The organism is Streptomyces albipurpureus (genome assembly GCF_023701525.1).
GTDB classification, from domain to species: domain Bacteria; phylum Actinomycetota; class Actinomycetes; order Streptomycetales; family Streptomycetaceae; genus Streptomyces; species Streptomyces albipurpureus.
In genome coordinates, this window is record NZ_JAMQAW010000024.1 from 6,538 (window position 1) to 25,204 (window position 18,667).

The window sequence follows — 18,667 nt, forward strand, 5'->3', positions numbered from 1 at the left end:
GCGGAGCGGACTCGGACGCCCGACGCGTCGCGGGACCGCACCGCTGTGAGGTACCCCGGGGCCCTTGAGAGGGATTCGATGTTCACGAGTTCCCGTTCGACGCCTGCTTCCCCCCGTAGGACACGCGAGACGGCGGCCCTGGTCGCCGCCGCGCTGGTGGCGCCGCTGGCACTGCTCAGCGCCACCGCTGGACAGGCCAGGGCCGCGGACAGCGGCGTGTGGGACCGTATCGCCCGCTGTGAGAGCGGCGGAAACTGGCACATCAACACCGGCAACGGCTACTACGGCGGCCTCCAGTTCTCGCCCTCGACCTGGCGCGGCTTCGGTGGCGCGGCGTACGCACCCACCGCCGATCGGGCCAGCAGGGCCCAGCAGATCGCGATCGCCACCAAGGTCCAGCGGGTGCAGGGCTGGGGCGCCTGGCCCACCTGCTCGGTACGGGCCGGAGCCACGGGCAGCCCACCCGCGGCCGACCGGCCGCAGGGCAAGGCCAAGCCCGCCGCAGCGCCGGCGAAGGCGTTCAAGCCCCGGGCCAAGCCCCCGGTGGCGTCCACGGCCCGCTCCCCGCTGGAGGAGCGCACCCACCGCACCGTGAACCGCACCGCCGACCGGAGCGGGCGCGACGGCGTCCCCGGTGGCGACTACACCGTCCGGTCGGGAGACACCCTCAGCCTGATCGCCGGTGCCCACGGCCTCCACTGGCGCACGGTGTACGCCGCCAACCAGGACGTCATCGGGGCCGACCCCCATCTCATCCTGCCCGGGCAGCGGCTCACGCTCTGACGGCTGCCCGCGCCTGCGTCCCGCCCAGCGGCGAGGGGACGGGACGTAGGCGCGGAGGCGAAGACCGCCTCCGCGATGGCGCACTCCGCAGGCCCGAGTCCCGCGCTCGGCTCGGGTGCGCCGAGCTCCGCCACCCCTGACCGGGGCGGGGCGGATCGGAACAGCATCCCTCCACCGGTTGAGCGGTGCGCGGATGGAGCCGGAGGCCGTCCGGCGGCAAGTCCCCGGTGACCCCGAGGACTCCGGAAAAGGTGAAGCCCCAGTAAAGTCCGTTCCCGACCGTATTTGATATCTGGGGGAACGGACGCTGCGGCGTATGCGCATCTCTTTTCTGCTTCACAACGCGTACGGGATCGGTGGCACGATCCGTACGACGTTCAATCTCGCTCAGAACCTTGCTGAACGTCATGAGGTGGAGATCGTCTCGGTCTTTCGCCACCGGGAGGACCCCCTCATGGGATCGCCCGCCGGCGTCACCCTGAGGCATCTCGTCGACCTGCGGAAGAAGAGCCGGGACTACGACGGCGAGCACCCCGACTACCGGCGACCGGCCCGGGTCTTCCCCCGCGGGGACGGTCGCCACAAGCAGTACAGCGTCCTCACCGACACGCGCATCAGCGGGTATCTGCGGTCCCTCCAGGCCGATGTCGTCGTCGGTACCCGTCCCGGCCTCAACGTCCATATCGCCCGAGAGACGCCCCGGGGGCCGATCCGGGTCGCCCAGGAACACCTCAGCCTGGACGGCCACGGCTACCGACTGCGCCGCGAGATCGGCTACCGCTACCCCCTCCTGGACGCCGTCACCACCGTCACCGAATCGGATGCCCGCGCCTACCGCGATCTACGGCTGCGCGGTGTGCGGATCGAAGCCGTACCCAACAGCGTGCCGGCGCCCGTCGTACCGCCGGCGGACTCCACCGCCAAGTGCGTGGTCGCGGCCGGCCGGCTCACCCGGGTCAAGCGGTACGACATCCTGGTGGAAGCCTTCGCCAAGGTGGCCGCCGCCCACCCCGACTGGAAGCTGCGGATCTACGGCAGCGGCGATGCCACCGGCAATGAGCGCGATGCCCTCACCGCCCAGATCGCCCGCCTGCGACTGACCGAGCACGTCTTCCTGATGGGCAACGCCAACCCGTTGGAGAAGGAATGGGTCAAGGGCTCCATCGCGGCTGTCACCTCCACCCGGGAGTCCTTCGGGATGACCATCGTCGAGGCCATGCGCTGTGGGCTGCCCGTCGTCTCGACGGACTGCCCGTACGGGCCGCGCGAGATCATCTCGGACGGGGTGGACGGGCGGCTGGTGCCCGTCGGCGATGTGGACGCCGTCGCCGGCGCGCTGCTTGAACTGATCGTCGACGACGAACTGCGCCGGCGCACCGGAGCCGCGGCCCTTGCCGCGTCCGAGCGCTTCGACCCCGCGCGGATCGCCGCACGCCATGAGGAGCTCTTCACCGCGCTGATCGCACAGGCCCGAGAGGGCGGCTCGCGCAGCGCACTGCGGGACGCCCTCCACCGCGGTCGAGGCGCGGTCTACAGCGGTGGGTACACGACGCGGCACGCCCTGGGAGCCATGGCCCGCAGGGCCAAGGGGATCGTCAAGCCGGCGAAAGCCCGTTGAGGTCACCCGCGGGGCCCTGAGCGAACACCGGAAGGGGCGTCTGGGCCCGCGGGCGAACCCGACCCTCCCAGCCCTTGCGGACAGAAGCCGTCCGCAAGGGCTGGCAGACTGCCTCCATGCTGGAGACCTCGGCACGACTACTGCGCTTGCTCTCACTGCTCCAGGCCCATCGCGACTGGTCCGGCGCCGACCTCGCGGACCGTCTCGGTGTCACCGCCCGTACCGTCCGCCGCGATGTGGACCGCCTGCGCGAACTCGGCTATCCGGTCAACGCCAGCCCGGGCACCGGCGGCGGCTATCAACTCGGTGCGGGTGCCCAACTGCCCCCGCTGCTCCTCGACGACGAGGAAGCGGTCGCCGTGGCGGTCGGCTTGCGCACCGCCGCGGGCCAGGGCATCGAGGGCATCGGAGAGACCTCGGTGCGCGCCCTGGCCAAGCTGGAGCAGGTACTGCCCCATCGGCTACGTCGACGGGTGAGCGCCCTCAACGCCTACACCGTGCCCATGATGCGTACCCCCGGTTCCCCGGTGGACGCATCCGTCCTCACCGAACTGGCGAACGCCTGCCGGGACAGCGAGCAAGTGCGGTTCGCCTACCGCGACCACGCGGGGGCCGGTACGCGACGGACGGTCGAACCCCATCGGCTGGTCTGTACCGAGCACCGCTGGTACCTCGTCGCCTGGGATCTCGACCGCTGCGACTGGCGCACCTTCCGGGCGGACCGGATCACCCCCAAACCTCCGCACGGCCCTCGGTTCACACCCCGCCCGGCACCGGCCGAGGATCTGGCGGCCTATGTATCGGCGGGAGTGTCCACTCGGACCTACGCGGCTCGGGCGACCGTTCGCCTGAAGCTGCCGATGGAGGAAGCGGCCCAGGTCATCGGTCCGTCCGACGGGGTTCTGGAAGCCGTCGACGATGCGAGTTGCCTGCTGCGAACGGGTGCCACGAGCATGGAGGTGCTGGTGATCCATGTACTGCTGATGGGGGTGGACTTCGAGGTGGTCGAACCGGTGGAACTGACGGAGTACATCAGAAGGGCCCGGGACCGGTTTTCGAGGGCCCTGGGTTGACGGCGCCCCGCGGCGGTTGCTGGAGGGGCAGAAACTCCGGATGGTGCAGATCGAACGCGGGCGCCTCGGAGCGAATACGCGGCAACGCGGTGAAGTTGTGCCGGGGCGGTGGGCAGGAAGTGGCCCACTCCAATGACCGTCCGTACCCCCAGGGGTCATCCAACTCGATCTTCCGCGCGTACTTCGCGGTCTTCCAGACGTTGTAGAGGAACGGCAGCGTCGAGATGCCGAGCAGGAACGACCCGATGGTGGAGATGGTGTTGAGGGCCGTGAAGCCATCGGCCTCCAGGTAGTCGGCGTACCGGCGGGGCATGCCTTCCGCGCCCAACCAGTGCTGCACCAGGAAGGTGCTGTGGAAACCCACGAAGAGCGTCCAGAAGTGGATCTTCCCGAGTCGCTCGTCCAGCATCTTGCCGGTGAACTTGGGCCACCAGAAGTGAAATCCCGCAAAGGTCGCGAAAACGACCGTGCCGAACACGACGTAGTGGAAGTGCGCCACCACGAAGTAGGAATCGGTGACATGGAAGTCCATCGGGGGCGAGGCCAGGATGACGCCGGTCAGTCCACCGAAGAGGAAGGAGACCAGAAAACCGACCGCCCACAGCATCGGTGTCTCAAAGGAGAGCGACCCGCGGAGCATCGTGCCCGTCCAGTTGAAGAACTTCACCCCGGTGGGCACCGCAATCATAAAGGACATAAAGGAGAAGAACGGTAGGAGTACGGCCCCTGTCGCGAACATATGGTGGGCCCACACCACGATGGAGAGTCCGGTGATGGCCATCGTCGCGCCCACGAGCGTGAGATAGCCGAAGATCGGTTTGCGGGAGAAGACCGGCAGGATCTCGGTGATGATGCCGAAGAACGGCAGCGCGATGATGTACACCTCCGGATGGCCGAAGAACCAGAACAGGTGCTGCCAGAGCAGCGCCCCGCCGTTCTCCGGTTGGAACACCACCGCGCCGAACCGTCGATCGGCCTCCAGCACCAGCAGTGCCGCAGCCAGCACCGGGAAAGCGAAAAGCACCAGGATCGAAGTGAACAGCACGTTCCAGGTGAAGATCGGCAGTCGGAACATGGTCATCCCAGGGGCGCGCATACCGGCGATGGTGGCGATGAAGTTCACCGCGCCCAGGATCGTGCCGAAGCCGGCGAGCGCGAGTCCCATGATCCACAAGTCGGCGCCGATCCCCGGGGACCTTTCCAGGGAGTTCAGCGGCGCGTAGGCGAACCAACCGAAGTCGGCGGGGCCGCTCGGGGTCAGAAGCGAGCTCAGCACGATCAGCCCGCCGAAGAGGTAGAGCCAGTACGACAGCATGTTCAGCCGGGGGAAGGCCACATCCGGGGCGCCGATCTGGAGCGGCATGATCTCGTTGGCGAAACCCGCGAACGCAGGTGTGGCGAACAGCAGCAGCATGATCGTGCCATGCAGGGTGAAGGCCTGGTTGAAGCGTTCGTTGTCGAGCAGCTGAAGCCCTGGACGGGCCAACTCCGCGCGCATCAGCAGGGCCATCAGACCGGCGATCAAGAAGAACCCGAACGACGTGATCAGATAGAGATGACCGATCTTCTTGTGGTCGGTGGTGGTCAGCCAGTCCACCAGCGCCACCAGCCGTCCCCGGTCCGCCGACGGCCTCTGCCCGGTGACCGTTTCGCTGACCGTCTCCGTACCCATCGCTGCCCCCTCACTCGCGCGACCCCGCCTGGCGGTGAGGGCCCGGCCGGCTCCCCGCCGCCCTTTTGCTCAGTCGTCGACCGAGCTGGGAGAGAGAGGGGATTCGGTACGGAAATAGTGAATTCTCCGCGGCCCCCCATTGAGTGCCGGAAGCAGCCCTGCACATTCCACAGGCGGGAATTCTCCATGATCGGGTATCGCTTCTGAATTACCGCGCGCACGGCGTCGAACTGCCCGTTTGAGTGACCCGTTTTGAGCTGAACGCAGGTGGGCTTCCCGTGACAGAAGCGTGACCACCGAGGAACGTATGGCCGCTGGAGCCTGCCTCCGCCTCCCCATCCGTCACGGGGAAGCGGGTCCCTCGTTCCGCTTCCGTCACCGTCCGCTGCCGCTTACGGTGGATGTCATGGCACCCCTACCGACCCCCCCATCGCAACCCGAAGACACCCATGACTCCTATGTCGGGCTCCTCGCCGAGAGCGCTGAGGAGCGTGCTCGGGAACGGGGCTGGACCACGGTCCGGTCGCTGCCACCGGGGACGATGATCACGCTGGAGTATGTGGCGGGTCGACTGAACTTCGAGGTGGAGAACGGCCGGGTCACCCGCTGCTGGCCCGGGTGAGCGACCCCGACCCGGCCCGGCGGCGGGGGACCCCGGGAGCCCGTGCCTGAGGGCCGAACCAACGGAAGAGGGCCCCGACCATCGGTCGGGGCCCTCTCGCTACGCCGCTGTCTCAGCCTCTGTCGAACGGCGTCTTCGCTTCTTTCCTGCCCAGCTTCCCCGAGTGGCCGGCTGTCCCCGTCGGCCCACCGATGTGACGTCGGCCCGCCGAGCTCACACCGGCCCGCTCAGCCCTGGCTGCATGCTGTCTGGGCTGGGCGAACTGGGTTGGAGACCTCCCGCTGGGGGGTGCTGGCACCACCAGGCCGCCCGCTGCCACCGGCTCGCGCGTCGGACTCTCCTCCGACGCGCTGGAGGAGATCGGCGCCGGGCGCCGCGGCACCCCGGTACCCCGCGGGCCGCCCGATGCGACCGGTAGCGAGGGCGCCAGCCTGCGGCGTGCACGCCACTGCTCGCGCTGCGCGAAGATCCACGCTTCGGCCCGCCCGATCAGCGGCTCGCACCAGGGCAGTGCCAGCAGGATCAACAGACCGGCGGCCCAGCCGAGCAGCACATCACTCAACCAGTGGGTGCCGAGATAGACGGTGGTGAGACCGACACCGAGCGAGACCGTCGCGGAGAGCGCCGACAAATAGCGCCTGGTCTTCGGAGTGGTGGCCAGATAGGCGAGGATTCCCCAGGTCACGACCGCATTTGCGGTATGCCCGGAGGGAAATATATCGCCGCCGGCGAATAGCTCGGCCGATCCGATCTGGGTCGCGTAATGAGGGCCGAGTCGGCCGAGGCCGATCTTGACCGCGCCGACGGTCGTGTTGAGCAACAACAGCGACACGCCGAGCACCAGTAGGGGCCGCACGGTGTGCTGGCGCCAGGAGCGCCAGCCCAGCCACGCGGCGACCATCACGGCCGTGGGTCCGCGCTGGCCGAGCACGACGAAGTAGTCGAGATAGGGATGCAGCTCAGGCCACTGCTGATAGGGCCGGAACAACATCACCTTCCAGTCGATGATCACCAGCCAGGTCGAAGCCAGTACGGCGATGACGATGGCGAGGTAGAACGCAGACGTCCCGCCGAAGAGGGCGAGACGGGTGCGGCTCATCCGCGGGATCTCTATCTTCGGCGGTTCCGGCTCCCGGTCCAAGCGGGCGAAGATGTCGGTACGCACCCAATCGACGTTACAGCGAGTGAGCTCACGACTAGCCCGATCCAGCGTCTTTGTGATGACGATGTGATGTGGAGTAGGTCTCAGCCGCGAGTGATATTCGCGGCCGCCTTGGAAATTCCCGAGTGGCCACGTCCCATTTGCTCCTACGCTCCTGTCGAATGTCCTTTCTGTGTTGCAAAGTATCTCTCCCCGGCTAGTCGTATGAATTCTTTCTCATCTTTGGCGATGCTCTTCCCGGGTACTTGTCCAACCGCCCGGCCGACCCATTCACGGCGCCGGGGCCGGTGGCCGCCGACCTGACTCGCGGGTACCCGCGTGGCGTATGCCACATGCCTGGTCCTCAATCGTTGAGATGCGGACCACGCGTCACTGGCGTGAACTGGCGTACTCTGACGGCCCACTCGCCCGTCGATGCCTGGACCACCCTTGAGGGACCGTCCCGTCCCTGGCTGGCCCGCCGAGCGCGAGGGAACCACTGGAGGTACTGCATGTCCGGGATGACCACGGCCGTGGCACGTCTTCGTGCCGCGGGTGGCGGCGCAAGCCGCTGGGTCGTCCTGCTGGTCCTGTGTGTGAGCCTGCTTCTGGTCGCCGTCGATGCGACCGTGCTCCATGTCGCCGTGCCGGCCGTCAGCGAGGATCTGCGCCCCAGCGGGGTGGAGCTGCTGTGGATCGTGGACGCCTACCCACTGGTCTGCGCCGCGCTGCTGATCCTCTTCGGCACGCTGGGGGACCGGGTCGGCCGCCGTCGGGTGTTGCTGCTCGGCTACGGCGTCTTCGGTCTGGCCTCGGCGATGGCCGCCTTCGCCGGTACGCCCGAGGTGCTGATCGCGGCGCGTGCCCTGCTGGGTCTCGGTGGCGCGATGATCATGCCCGCGACTCTCTCCATCCTCCGCGCGGTCTTTCCCGACCGACGCGAGCGGGCGACGGCCATCGGCGTCTGGACCGCCGTCGCCGCGGTGGGCGCCGCCGCCGGACCGGTCCTGGGCGGCTTCCTCGTCGAGAACTTCTGGTGGGGCTCGGTCTTCCTGATCAACATCCCGCTGATGCTGATGATCCTGCCGCTGGCCCGTTGGCTGCTGCCCGAATCCCGCGGTGGATTCGAGGGTCCGTGGGATGTCCTCGGTGCCCTGATGGCCGCCGCCGGGGTGCTGGGGGTCGTCCTCGGGGTGAAGCGGCTCGGTGTCGGGCACGGTCTGCTGGACGCCGGCACCGCCGGCCCGCTGCTGGTCGGGGTGGCGCTCCTGGTGCTCTTCGTCTACCGCCAGCGCCGGCGCCGCCATCCGCTGATAGATGTGCGGATGTTCGCCTCGACCACCTTCTCCACCGCGGTCGGCTGCATCGTCCTCGCCATGCTCGCACTGGTGGGGTTGGAGCTGATCGCCGTTCAGTACCTCCAACTGATCCTCGGTCTCAGCCCGCTGGAGACCGGACTGCGGCTGCTGCCCCTGACCTTCGCGGCGATGGCCGCCGGGGCGACCGGCTCGTACACCCTGCGCAGGGTCGGGCCACGCCAGATGGCGGGCTGGGGCTTCGTGCTGACTGCCACGGCCGTACTGCTGCTGGTGATGATGGGCCAGGAAGATCGTCCCCTCTTGCTCACCACCGGGTTCGTCCTGCTCGGCTACGGGCTGCAGACCACGCTCTTCGCCGCCTACGAATCCATGCTGAGTGAGGCTCCGCCGGAGCACGCGGGCGGGGCGGCGGCGATCGGTGAGACCTCGTACCAGCTCGGCGCGGGCATGGGCATCGCCTTCCTCGGAAGCGTGATGAACGCCGCCTACGCACCGGCCTTCCAGTCGCTGCGCGGGGTCCCGGAGTCGGCCGGGGAAGCGGCGTCCCATTCCCTGGGCGGCGCGTACCGGATGGCGGACCAGCTGGGCGGCGCCCCCGGAGCGGTGCTGCGTACCACGGCCCGGGAGTCCTTCGTCCATGGCCTGCATGTGACGCTGCTGGTCAGCGCGGGCCTGCTGATGCTCGGCGCGCTCGCCGCGCTGAGGCTGCCCCGGCTCATGGACTGCACCACGGCGGCGCAGCACTGTCCGCCGCCGCGGTGCGCTGAGACACCCCGGCGCCCGTCCGGTGTGCAGCTGCCGGCTCGTCGTGGCGGCGCGGAGGCCACGGGCGCCAGGGGGCACGGGAGTGGCCAGCCGACGGCACCCGAGCACTCCGGTCGCACCGAGGAGCACGGCGCCGGGCACGGCGCGACCGCCGAGGGGCGGGCCCGGCGAGCCGTGAACACGCCAAGGTGACCGGGTCTGGACTGACCCCGCGCTGACCCGTAACGTCGGACCCGTAACTAGCGCTGCTAGTTTTCTGTGCTGTCCGATGCTGACGAACCCCAGTGAGTGTTGCCGGAGGCCACGCGATGTCCGCACCACCGAAGTCCGCCCCCTTCGATCCCCGTGATCCCCTCGGTATCGATGAGCTGCTCAGCCCCGAAGACCTGGCGATCCGCGACACCGTCCGCGGTTGGGCCGCCGACCGGATCCTGCCGTCCATCGCCGACTGGTACGAGCGCGGAGAGCTGCCCGGGATCCATGAGCTGACCCGAGAGCTCGGTGCGCTGGGCGCACTGGGAATGTCACTCGACGGGTACGGCTGCGCGGGTGCCAGCGCCATCCAGTACGGACTGGCCTGCCTGGAACTGGAGGCGGCTGACTCCGGCATCCGCTCCCTCGTCTCCGTCCAGGGGTCCCTGGCGATGTACGCCATCCACCGCTACGGATCCGAGGAGCAGAAGCAGCGCTGGCTGCCCTCGATGGCCGCGGGCGAGACCATCGGCTGCTTCGGGCTCACCGAACCCGACCACGGCTCCGATCCGGCCGGCATGCGGACCTATGCCAAGCGGGACGGCTCGGACTGGGTGCTGACCGGTCGCAAGATGTGGATCACCAATGGTTCGGTGGCGGGCGTCGCGGTGGTCTGGGCGCAGACCGACGACGGCATCCGCGGCTTCGCCGTTCCCACCGGCACCCCCGGCTTCTCCGCCCCCGAGATCAAGCACAAGTGGTCCCTGCGGGCCAGCGTCACCAGTGAACTCGTACTGGACGAGGTCAGACTGCCCGCCGATGCCGTGCTGCCCGGGGTCACCGGGATCAAGGGGCCCCTGAGCTGTCTCAGCCATGCCCGCTACGGAATCGTGTGGGGCGCGATGGGCGCGGCCCGGGCGAGTTTCGAGTCCGCGCTGGACTATGCCCGTACCCGCGAGCAGTTCGGCCGGCCCATCGGCGGCTTCCAGCTCACCCAGGCCAAACTCGCCGACATGGCGGTGGAACTGCACAAGGGCATTCTGCTCGCCCACCACCTGGGCCTGCGGATGGACCGCGGCAGGCTACGCCCCGAGCAGGTCAGTTTCGGCAAGCTCAACAACGTGCGGGAGGCGATCGACATCTGCCGTACCGCGCGCACGATCCTCGGCGCCAACGGGATCTCGTTGGAGTACCCCGTGATGCGCCATGCGACCAATCTGGAGTCGGTGCTCACCTACGAGGGCACCGTCGAAATGCATCAACTGGTGCTCGGCAAGGCGCTCACCGGCCTCGACGCCTTCCGGTGAGCCGGTCCGCCACGACGTTTCGATCGGCCGGTGCCCCGGGGCGGCCAGCGTGCCATCGGGTGGACCGGTCGATTCGTTTGACGGCGAAGGCTCGGCGCCCGGAGGCGGCTGGCGAGCACCCTGCCTAGCTCTGGTTGTAGAACCCGTCCGGGGTGCGCCCCGGGGCTTCCGCGTTGACGACCTGGGTGTGTGCCGGGCTCAGCAGGAAGACTCGGGTCGCGACCCGCTCGATGGAGCCCTTCAGGCCGAACGTCAGCCCGGCACAGAAGTCCACCACCCGTTTGGCGTCGGGGGACTCCAGCGAGGTGAGGTTGACGATCACCGGGACGCCGTCCCGGAAGAGCTCGCCGATACCGCGCGCGTCCCGGAAGCAGGAGGGCGAGACCGTGGCGATCCTGCGGCTCTCCTCCTCCTGTGCGGAATCAGAGGGCGTCCGCAGTTCAGGGTCGGTGACCCACGCTTCACCCGTCTCGGCGCCCTCGGCGTACTCGGCGTAGTCGTCGCCGTAGTAACGCTCGTCGTTGTCTTCGACGAGTCCCAGCCAGGCGCTGGCCTTGCGCACAGATCCCATCGACGCCTCCTTCCACTGCGGTCCGCTTGCTAGCGGTCTTTCGTCTTTCCTGTCCCTATGCTCGTTCATCATGCGGATCGCGCGCCAAGTGGATTGTCGCCGCACACGGGTTTCGTGACGGTACTGGTGCAGAAGATGTGGTGGTTCGTCAGAGTTCTTCCTGTACACAGGCGGTCATCGGATCAAAATATAAATCTGAGGCCAGATGGGTGATGTGGGGGACGTACGGGTGAACTGGCCCCGCCAGCCCTGCTCGCTACGATGCCCCCGCATGCTGAAACGATTCACGGGGGAACGAGATGTTCGGAATAGTCAGGCCCTGCAGCCACCGTCTGACCGATGGATTGAAGACGGAGTGGATGGCCCATCTCTGCGGGCTCTGCCTGGCGCTGCGCGCCGATCACGGTCAGTTCGCCCGGGTGGTCACCAACTACGACGGGCTGATCATCTCGGTTCTGACGGAGGCTCAGTCCGAGCGGACCCCGGCCGCCCGTCGTACCGCGGGTCCCTGCCCGCTGCGCGCCATGCGCACCACCCCCGTCGCCCGTGGCGAAGGCGCCCGGCTCGCCGCGGCCGTGTCCCTGGTGCTGGCATCCGCGAAGGTGCGCGACCATGTGGCCGACCGGGATGGGGTGCTGGCCCGCCGGCCGCTGGCCGCCGCCGCCCGCCGAGTCGCCCGCGGCTGGGATCGTGCTGGTGCCCGGGCCGGGGCTGAGCTCGGGTTCGACACCGCCGTACTCCTGGACGCCGTCGATCGACAGCCGGCCCTTGAGGCGCTCGCCGGCCCCGGCACCCCGCTGCTGACCGTCACCGAACCCACCGAGACCGCCACCGCCGCCGCCTTCGCCTACACCGCCGTGCTCGCCGGACGCCCGGAGAACGAGGCTCCTCTTGCCGAGGCCGGGCGTCTGTTCGGTCGGCTCGCCCATCTGCTCGACGCGGTGGAGGACCAGGAGGCTGACGCCGCATCAGGTGCCTGGAATCCGCTCACCGCGACCGGCACCTCACTGCCCGAGGCCCGTCGGCTCGCCGATGACGCGGTGCACGGGGTGCGGCTCGCCCTGCGGGACACCCGGTTCGCGGACGACCGGCTGGTGCATGTGCTCCTCGCCCATGAACTGGCGTCCGCGGTGAACCGCACCTTCGATACGGCCGCCTGCTCCCACCAGGCCACTGCCTCCACGCCCGGCCCGTACAACCCTCCCCAGGGCCCCGGAGCCGGCCCGTACGGGACGAACCCCTACGGCGGAAATCCGTACGGTGGTACTGGAGTGCCCGGTGACCTGGGTGGCCCGGGTGGCCCGGCTGGTCCCGGTGGGGGACAGCCGCCGTCGTTCGGCGGGGAGCCCCCTCGCCCCAGGCCGCGCTCTCTTCTGCCCGGCTGCGGCATGTTCACGTACCTCTTCTGCACCTGTCAGATCTGCTGTGCCAAGGGGTACGAGGGCCCTTGGTCGCGCAAGAGGCGCAAGGGCTGCTGCCGGGACGGTGACTGTGTGGACTGCGGCAGCTGCGACGGCTGCTGCTGCCCCTGCGACTGAGGGAACGCGCAGAGGGCAACGCGGCAGGGACAGCGGCGATCGGGCTTCCCCGGGGAAGCCCGATCAGTGCCGTGCGCATGAGGGGAGGGGGTGTGCGTCAAGGTGCGGGTGAAGGGCGGGCATCCCGGCGGTCGGTCCAGGCGAAGGGGTGGCCGTAGCGCTCCATCCAACTGTGGACGGCGGCGATAGCGGACGCGAGGAGAACGCAAGGGGCAAGCGCCTCAATGGGCGCGGGTCACGACAACGGGTGGGTTCAACAGGATGCGGACCACACATGACCGAAGTCGATGTGGGAGCGCCTGACCAGCAACCGCTGTCGATACATGGCCCAAGTGGAACAGGCATCCCACTAACCGTCAACTGTCATGAGACAACCTGCTCACAGTATGGACAGCCTTGACAGCGGACGGTTGCCACCCTCAGCCTCAAGACCAGACCGTGCTGAGGGGCGCGGTCCATCGTGCGCGTCACCAACGCACCGGGAGACCCGGTGCGACTGTCCGGTGCTGCCTGTGTGTCCGGTGAAGGCGAATTCCGAGTTCGGCCCCCGCATCGACGGAGCCTTGCCATGGCCGTGTCTCCCGACACCCTCCCGACGCCTCCCGGCCCCCTGCCGGCCACCGCCCCCTGTGCGCGCGTCTCCCCCGTGCCCCTGAGAGCCCCCGCAGCACGGCCGCATCGGCTACCAGGGCGAAATGGGCTCAACCGCGCCGGGGCCGACCGGGCCGGGCCTGACCGCGCCTGGGTTGGCCGTGCCGGAGCGGGCGGTTTCCCCGGCATGGGACGCACGGTGGAGACCCAGCGGAGATGCTCTGGGGCGGGAGAGGCCAGTGTGCTCGCCCGGCTTCAGCGGCCCGCTGCTCGGGTACTGGAGAAGCCCCGGCCCACCCAACCCGTCCTCTCCTCACTCTCGCGCTACCCAAAGGGCACCGTGCGCCTCGGGCTGCCCAGGACTGACCAGGGGCGCCCCCGCCCCCGGCGGCCCTCGCCCGCTGCCCGCGGCCTGTCCACCGATGCCCGGGCGGGCGGTGCGTTGCGCCTCTCCCGCCTCGGTGGACCGGAACTCCCGCCGAGCGCCGACTTCGTGCGCATGGCCCGCCCCCCGTTCCGCCGACGGTCCTGTCGCCCTTCGCGAACCGTCCGCCCTTCACCCCCGGTCGCCCCCTCGCACCGGGTCCGTCCTGCGTCCGCGGTCTGTTCTCCGTCCGCGGTCTGTCCTTCGCGCACCGTCTGAAGCACTTTCCGCCGAGCGCAGTGCACCTGATCCACCTCGCGCCCGGCACTCGATCAGTCGCGCTCACCCTCAGCACGGGCCCCCCGCCAGCGTCCCGACCAGTCGCCGGAAAGCGGAACCCGATCGCCCTGATCACCCCGAGCCCCAACCGGGCTTTCGCGCACCCGGAGTCCGTACCCCCCGCACATCCCCCAACCCGCACGCGACCAGCCAGCGGCCGGGGAGTCCGACCACCGAGCCCGCCCTGGAACGACCATCCGGAGAGGCACCCGATATGTCACGAACCCGTCCCCTGCATCTGGCCGTCGCGCTCGACGGCCCGGCGCGGTACGACGCCGATCACTACACCGAACTCGTCACCCTGGCCGAGCGCGGCACCCTGGACTTCGTCACGCTCGGAGACTCATTCGCCAGGCCAGGGCTCGACGCGCTCGCCGTACTCGCTCGGGTCGCCCCCGCGACCCGGCGCATCGGACTGGTGCCCACGGTCACCACCACCCACACCGAGCCCTTCCATGTCTCCACCGCGATCGCCACCCTCGACTGGGTGAGCCGCGGCCGGGCGGGCTGGGCGGTGGGTGTCTCAGCCACGCAAGCGGAGGCCCGGCTCTTCGGCCGCCGCCCGGCCGCCCCCGCCGAGGAACTGTGGCGGGAGGCGGGTGAGGTCGCCGACGCTGTGGCCCGGCTCTGGGACAGCTGGGAGGACGGCGCCGAGGTCCGCGACGCGGCGAGGGGCCGATTCATCGATAGATCCAAGCTGCACCATGTCGACTTCGAGGGCACCCGCTTCAGTGTCCGCGGGCCGTCGACCGTGCCCCGGCCGCCGCAGGGCCGCCCCATCACCGCCATTGACATCACGGGGGCGGGAGCTGAAGGACGCCGCACCGCGGCCCGGTACGCCGATGTCGTCTTCATCAGGGCCGCCACCCCCGAACAGGCCGCCTCCTTGCGCGCCACGGTCCACCGCGATGCCGAGGCACACGGCAGGGACCCGTCGTCCCTGCGGGTCCTGCTCTCGCTCGCGGTCGATCTCGGTGGGAGTGAAGCGACCCCGGAACCCGGCCTCGGCGGCTTCCACTCCCGCCCTCGGCTGACCACCCAGGGCTCGTACTACAGCGGCGGTCCGGTGGAGCTGGCCGAGTTGATCGGCAAGTGGCACGGCGGTGGGGCTGTGGACGGCTTCCATCTCGCCCCCATCGCACCCCATCGCGACCTCGAACGCATCGTCAACGGAACGGTCGCCCTGCTGCAACACCGCAGTCTCTTCCGTACCTTCCACCCCGGCGGCACTCTCCGGGAGCACCTCGGCCTCGCTCGGCCAGCCAACCGATACGCGCTCAGCAAGGGGAACTCATGACCGTCGACCAGCCACGCAGCCTCCACCTCGCCGCGCACTTCCCCGGAGCGGGCGGCCCCGCCGCCTGGAGTGACTCCCCGGTGAGCAGCCAGATCGACTTCGCGTCCTTCGAACACCTCGCCCGAACCGCTGAACGCGGTCTGTTCGACTTCTTCTTCCTCGCCGAGGGGCTCCGGTTACGCGAGCACAAAGGGCTTGTCCACGATCTTGACGTGGCCGGAAGGCCCGAGTCGATCACCCTGCTCAACGCCCTCGCCGCGGTGACCGATCGACTCGGTCTGGCCGCCACCGTCAATGTCAGCTTCAACGAGCCCTATGAACTCGCCCGCCGGCTTTCCTCGCTTGACCACCTCAGCAGCGGGCGCGCCGGCTGGAACGTGGTGACGTCGTCCGACGCCTTCACCGGCGAGAACTTCCGGCGCGGAGGCTGTCCCGACCGGGTGGACCGCTACACCCGGGCCGCTGAGTTCATCGCGACCGCCCGGGAACTGTGGGACTCCTGGACCCCCGACGGACAGCCTCGCCCCATCTTCCGCTCCGGCCAGCACTTCGCCGTCCAGGGCGAGTTCACCGTGCCGCGCTCGCCCCAAGGACACCCCGTGGTCATCCAGAGCGGGGACTCCGACGAAGGCAGGGAGTTCGCGGCGGCCTTCGCCGACGTGGCCTTCACCCGGCACGGCACCCTGGACGCCGGCCGTGCCTTCTACGCCGATGTCAAGGCCCGACTCGCCGCCTACGGGCGGCAACCGAGCGATCTCAAGATCATGCCGGGGGTCACCTTCGTACTGGGCGCGAGCGACGCCGAGGCGCGGGAGCGGGCCGCCGCCATCCGGCACGAGCAGATCTCCCCCGAGCGTGCGCTGCTGGTCCTGGAGCAGGTGTGGGGCCGGGATCTGTCCTCGTACGACCCCGACGGGCCGCTTCCCGAGATCGATCCCGAACCTGATGTCCTGCTGACCCAGGGGCTGACGCAGACCGGCGACCCCCTGGAGACCGCTGCTCGATGGCGGGAACTGTCCCGGGCGAAGGGGCTGTCCATCCGCCAGACGGTCATCGAGGCGACCACAGGGCAGTCCTTCGTCGGTACCGCCCGTTCCATCGCCTCGGCGATGGCCGACTTCGTCAGCCAGGGCGCGGCCGATGGCTTTCTGCTCGTACCCCATCTCACCCCGGGCGATCTCGACGAGTTCGTCGACGAGGTGGTGCCGCTGCTCCAGGAGCGCGGAGTGTTTCGTACCTGCTACTCGGGCACGACGCTCCGTGCCCACCTCGGGTTGGCTCAACCGGTGTGGAAGGGTTGACGGTATGAGAGCTGACGAGGAGCGAGCAGACAGCCCGGACGGGCAGGGTGGATCGGGCGCCAGGAACGGTCAGTCCGCCCCAGACAGCGCGAACGGCGCAGCGAGCGCAGCCGAGCCCCAGAATTCTCTCGACCCGAGCAGCCCAGACCACCCGAGCAGCGCAGGCAATCCAGCCAGCCCTGGTGGACGGCGAGACCGTCACCCCGGTGGGCCCAACGGTGTGGGGGGAGTGGACGCTCAGAAGTGGCGCAAATGGCATGAACGGCGCGTCGCCACGATTTCCGCGCCCTACGGCCCGCTCGCGCTCACCGGCACCCACTGGCTCGACGACTACCCGGAGGGTCGAATTCCGGCCGTCCCGGGCAACTGGACCCACGGCGGTGACCAGGTGGTCCTCAGCGCCACCGCCGCAGACGGCCTCACCGTGGACGACAAGCCGCTCACCGGCACGGTTCGGCTCGGCGCCGACCATGGGCCGATCCCTGAGTCCCGGGTCGCCCATGGCGCACGGAGACTGTTCGTACTCAGTCGCGAAGGCCTCTGGGCGGTACGTGATTTCGACCCTGAGGCCCCCGCCCGACGCTCCTTCCAGGGAATCGAGGCGACCCCGTACGACCCCCGCTGGTCGGTGCCCGGACGCTTCCGCGGCTATCCGGCTACCCGTAGCGTCCGGGTGGCGAACGCGGACGGTCAGGAGCGTGGTCTCGGCCTCGGTGGCGAGATCGCCTTCACCCTCGGCGGTACGGAGTACACCCTCCAGGTGGCGATCGAGGACAACGGCACCCTCTGGGCCGTCTTCGCGGACTCCACCAGCGGGAACAGCAGTTACCGCTTCCGATTCCTGCGGCCGGCGGCTCCGGCACCGGACGGCACCGTGACCGTGGACCTCAACCGCACACAACTACCTCCGTGTGCCTTCGCCGACCACTTCATCTGCCCCTTCCCGCCGCCGGGGAACACCCTTCCGATCCCGGTACCAGCGGGGGAGCGGCGCCTACTGGCCGGCTGACCCCGGCTTCGAGCTGAGCGCCACACCCGGCCCCCGGCCGCCGAAAGGCCACCGGGGGCGCCGGGTGCTGAGCGCTCCACGCGGCTGAAAACCTCCCTTGCGGCGCTTATTGACGCCACGAATACTCCGCAGCAGTGCTTGTCAGGGGCACGACCAGTTCATATATCGGACGTACCCCCGGCTGCGCCTCACGGGCCCTCAACCCCACCAGGGGCCCCTGATTCCCCTCGGAGGAACCACCAGTGAGGAACGAGCCCACCGCCACCCCCCGGACCGCCAGGGCCAGACGCACCCGCCTCCTCGCGGTCGGCGTTGCCCTCATCGCCGCAGCCGCCGTCGCCGTACCCCAGGCCACCGCCAACCCGGCCGGCGCCCAGAGCGCCCCGAGCACCGCCCGACTCAGCGCCGCGAGCGACGCCGTGCTCGGCGCGGATGTCGCAGGTACCGCCTGGCATGTCGACCCCGCAACCAAGTCCCTGGTCGTCACCGCGGACAGCACGGTCTCGCCGGCCGAGATATCCGTGATCAAGAAGGCCGCGGGCATGGACTCCCGTGCGCTGCGCATCGAGCGCACCCCCGGTGTCCTCAGCAAGCTGCTCTCGGGCGGCGACGCGACCTACGCCAGCGGTTGGCGCTGCTCGGCCGGCTTCAACGTCCGCAGCGGCAACACCTACTACTTCCTCACCGCGGGGCACTGCACCGACGGTGCCACCAACTGGTACACCAACTCGGCCCGCACCAATGTCATCGGCCCCACCGCCGGATCGAGCTTCCCCGGCAACGACTACGGCCTGGTGCGCTACAGCAACGCCGCGGTCCCCCGCCCCGGCACCGTCGGCAATGTGGACATCACCGGTGCCGCGAACGCCACCGTCGGCATGCAGGTCACCCGCCGCGGCTCCACCACGGGCATTCACAGCGGCACGGTCACGGGTCTGAACGCGACCGTGAACTACGGCGGCGGTGATGTCGTCTACGGCATGATCCGCACCAATGTCTGCGCCGAGTCGGGTGACAGCGGCGGCCCGCTCCACTCCGGCGGTCGGGCCGTCGGCCTCACCTCGGGCGGTAGCGGCAACTGCTCGACGGGCGGTACGACGTTCTTCCAGCCCGTTACCGAGGCACTGAGCGCGTACGGGGTCAGTCTGTACTGATCCCGTATCCG

General features: G+C 69.4%; 14 protein-coding genes. 11 read left to right on the plus strand and 3 right to left on the minus strand.

Annotated features, from left to right (window positions below; genetic code table 11):
* Positions 1-78 precede the first annotated feature (78 nt).
* The 3 genes from NBG84_RS18480 (at position 79) to NBG84_RS18490 (ending at position 3,474) form a co-directional block, all read left to right on the plus strand.
* Positions 79-783, plus strand: a complete 705-nt coding sequence (locus NBG84_RS18480; RefSeq protein ID WP_285367120.1) for a LysM peptidoglycan-binding domain-containing protein — start codon at positions 79-81, stop codon at positions 781-783.
* A gap of 316 nt (positions 784-1,099) precedes the next feature.
* Positions 1,100-2,401 carry a glycosyltransferase family 4 protein gene (locus tag NBG84_RS18485; RefSeq protein WP_250920597.1) on the plus strand — a complete coding sequence of 434 codons (1,302 nt, stop codon included), beginning with the start codon at positions 1,100-1,102 and terminating at the stop codon, positions 2,399-2,401.
* Positions 2,402-2,517: 116 nt separating this feature from the next.
* Positions 2,518-3,474, plus strand: a complete 957-nt coding sequence (locus tag NBG84_RS18490; RefSeq protein WP_250920793.1) for a helix-turn-helix transcriptional regulator — start codon at positions 2,518-2,520, stop codon at positions 3,472-3,474.
* On the opposite strand, the gene ctaD is transcribed toward NBG84_RS18490, so the two are convergent.
* Positions 3,434-5,146 carry an aa3-type cytochrome oxidase subunit I gene (gene ctaD, locus NBG84_RS18495; protein ID WP_250920598.1) on the minus strand — a complete coding sequence of 571 codons (1,713 nt, stop codon included), beginning with the start codon at positions 5,144-5,146 and terminating at the stop codon, positions 3,434-3,436. The two genes, NBG84_RS18490 and ctaD, sit on opposite strands and share 41 nt — an antisense overlap.
* 406 nt (positions 5,147-5,552) lie before the next feature.
* Here ctaD and NBG84_RS18500 point away from each other — a divergent pair, with 406 nt between their 5' ends.
* Positions 5,553-5,768: an I78 family peptidase inhibitor gene (locus NBG84_RS18500; protein WP_250920599.1), complete on the plus strand. Its 216-nt coding sequence runs from the start codon at positions 5,553-5,555 to the stop codon at positions 5,766-5,768.
* Positions 5,769-5,880: 112 nt separating this feature from the next.
* Here NBG84_RS18500 and NBG84_RS18505 read toward each other — a convergent pair whose 3' ends face one another.
* The gene (locus tag NBG84_RS18505) at positions 5,881-6,933 is read right to left on the minus strand and encodes a phosphatase PAP2 family protein (protein ID WP_250920600.1); all 1,053 of its coding nucleotides are present in this window, start codon (positions 6,931-6,933) and stop codon (positions 5,881-5,883) included.
* 488 nt (positions 6,934-7,421) lie between these two features.
* Between NBG84_RS18505 and NBG84_RS18510 the strand changes: the two genes are divergently transcribed.
* Complete coding sequence (locus NBG84_RS18510) at positions 7,422-9,185, plus strand: MFS transporter (protein WP_250920601.1); 1,764 nt, start codon at positions 7,422-7,424, stop codon at positions 9,183-9,185.
* Positions 9,186-9,301: 116 nt separating this feature from the next.
* Positions 9,302-10,492, plus strand: a complete 1,191-nt coding sequence (locus tag NBG84_RS18515; protein ID WP_250920602.1) for an acyl-CoA dehydrogenase family protein — start codon at positions 9,302-9,304, stop codon at positions 10,490-10,492.
* 124 nt (positions 10,493-10,616) lie between these two features.
* Here the strand turns inward: NBG84_RS18515 and NBG84_RS18520 are convergent, their stop codons facing one another.
* On the minus strand, positions 10,617-11,063 hold the full coding sequence (locus NBG84_RS18520; RefSeq protein WP_250920603.1) for a cell division protein SepF: 447 nt from the start codon (positions 11,061-11,063) through the stop codon (positions 10,617-10,619).
* 299 nt (positions 11,064-11,362) lie between these two features.
* Between NBG84_RS18520 and NBG84_RS18525 the strand changes: the two genes are divergently transcribed.
* The 5 genes from NBG84_RS18525 (at position 11,363) to NBG84_RS18545 (ending at position 18,656) form a co-directional block, all read left to right on the plus strand.
* The gene (locus tag NBG84_RS18525; protein ID WP_250920604.1) at positions 11,363-12,601 is read left to right on the plus strand and encodes a DUF5685 family protein; all 1,239 of its coding nucleotides are present in this window, start codon (positions 11,363-11,365) and stop codon (positions 12,599-12,601) included.
* 1,508 nt (positions 12,602-14,109) lie between these two features.
* The gene (locus tag NBG84_RS18530) at positions 14,110-15,192 is read left to right on the plus strand and encodes an LLM class flavin-dependent oxidoreductase (protein ID WP_250920605.1); all 1,083 of its coding nucleotides are present in this window, start codon (positions 14,110-14,112) and stop codon (positions 15,190-15,192) included.
* Positions 15,189-16,493 carry an NtaA/DmoA family FMN-dependent monooxygenase gene (locus NBG84_RS18535; protein WP_250920606.1) on the plus strand — a complete coding sequence of 435 codons (1,305 nt, stop codon included), beginning with the start codon at positions 15,189-15,191 and terminating at the stop codon, positions 16,491-16,493. Before NBG84_RS18530 ends, NBG84_RS18535 begins: the two co-directional genes overlap by 4 nt.
* Before the next feature lie 220 nt (positions 16,494-16,713).
* Entirely contained in the window at positions 16,714-17,502 is a 789-nt protein-coding gene (locus NBG84_RS18540) for a DUF1684 domain-containing protein (protein ID WP_425608657.1), read from the plus strand.
* A 242-nt stretch (positions 17,503-17,744) separates the two neighbouring features.
* Complete coding sequence (locus NBG84_RS18545; protein WP_250920608.1) at positions 17,745-18,656, plus strand: S1 family peptidase; 912 nt, start codon at positions 17,745-17,747, stop codon at positions 18,654-18,656.
* Positions 18,657-18,667 lie beyond the last annotated feature (11 nt).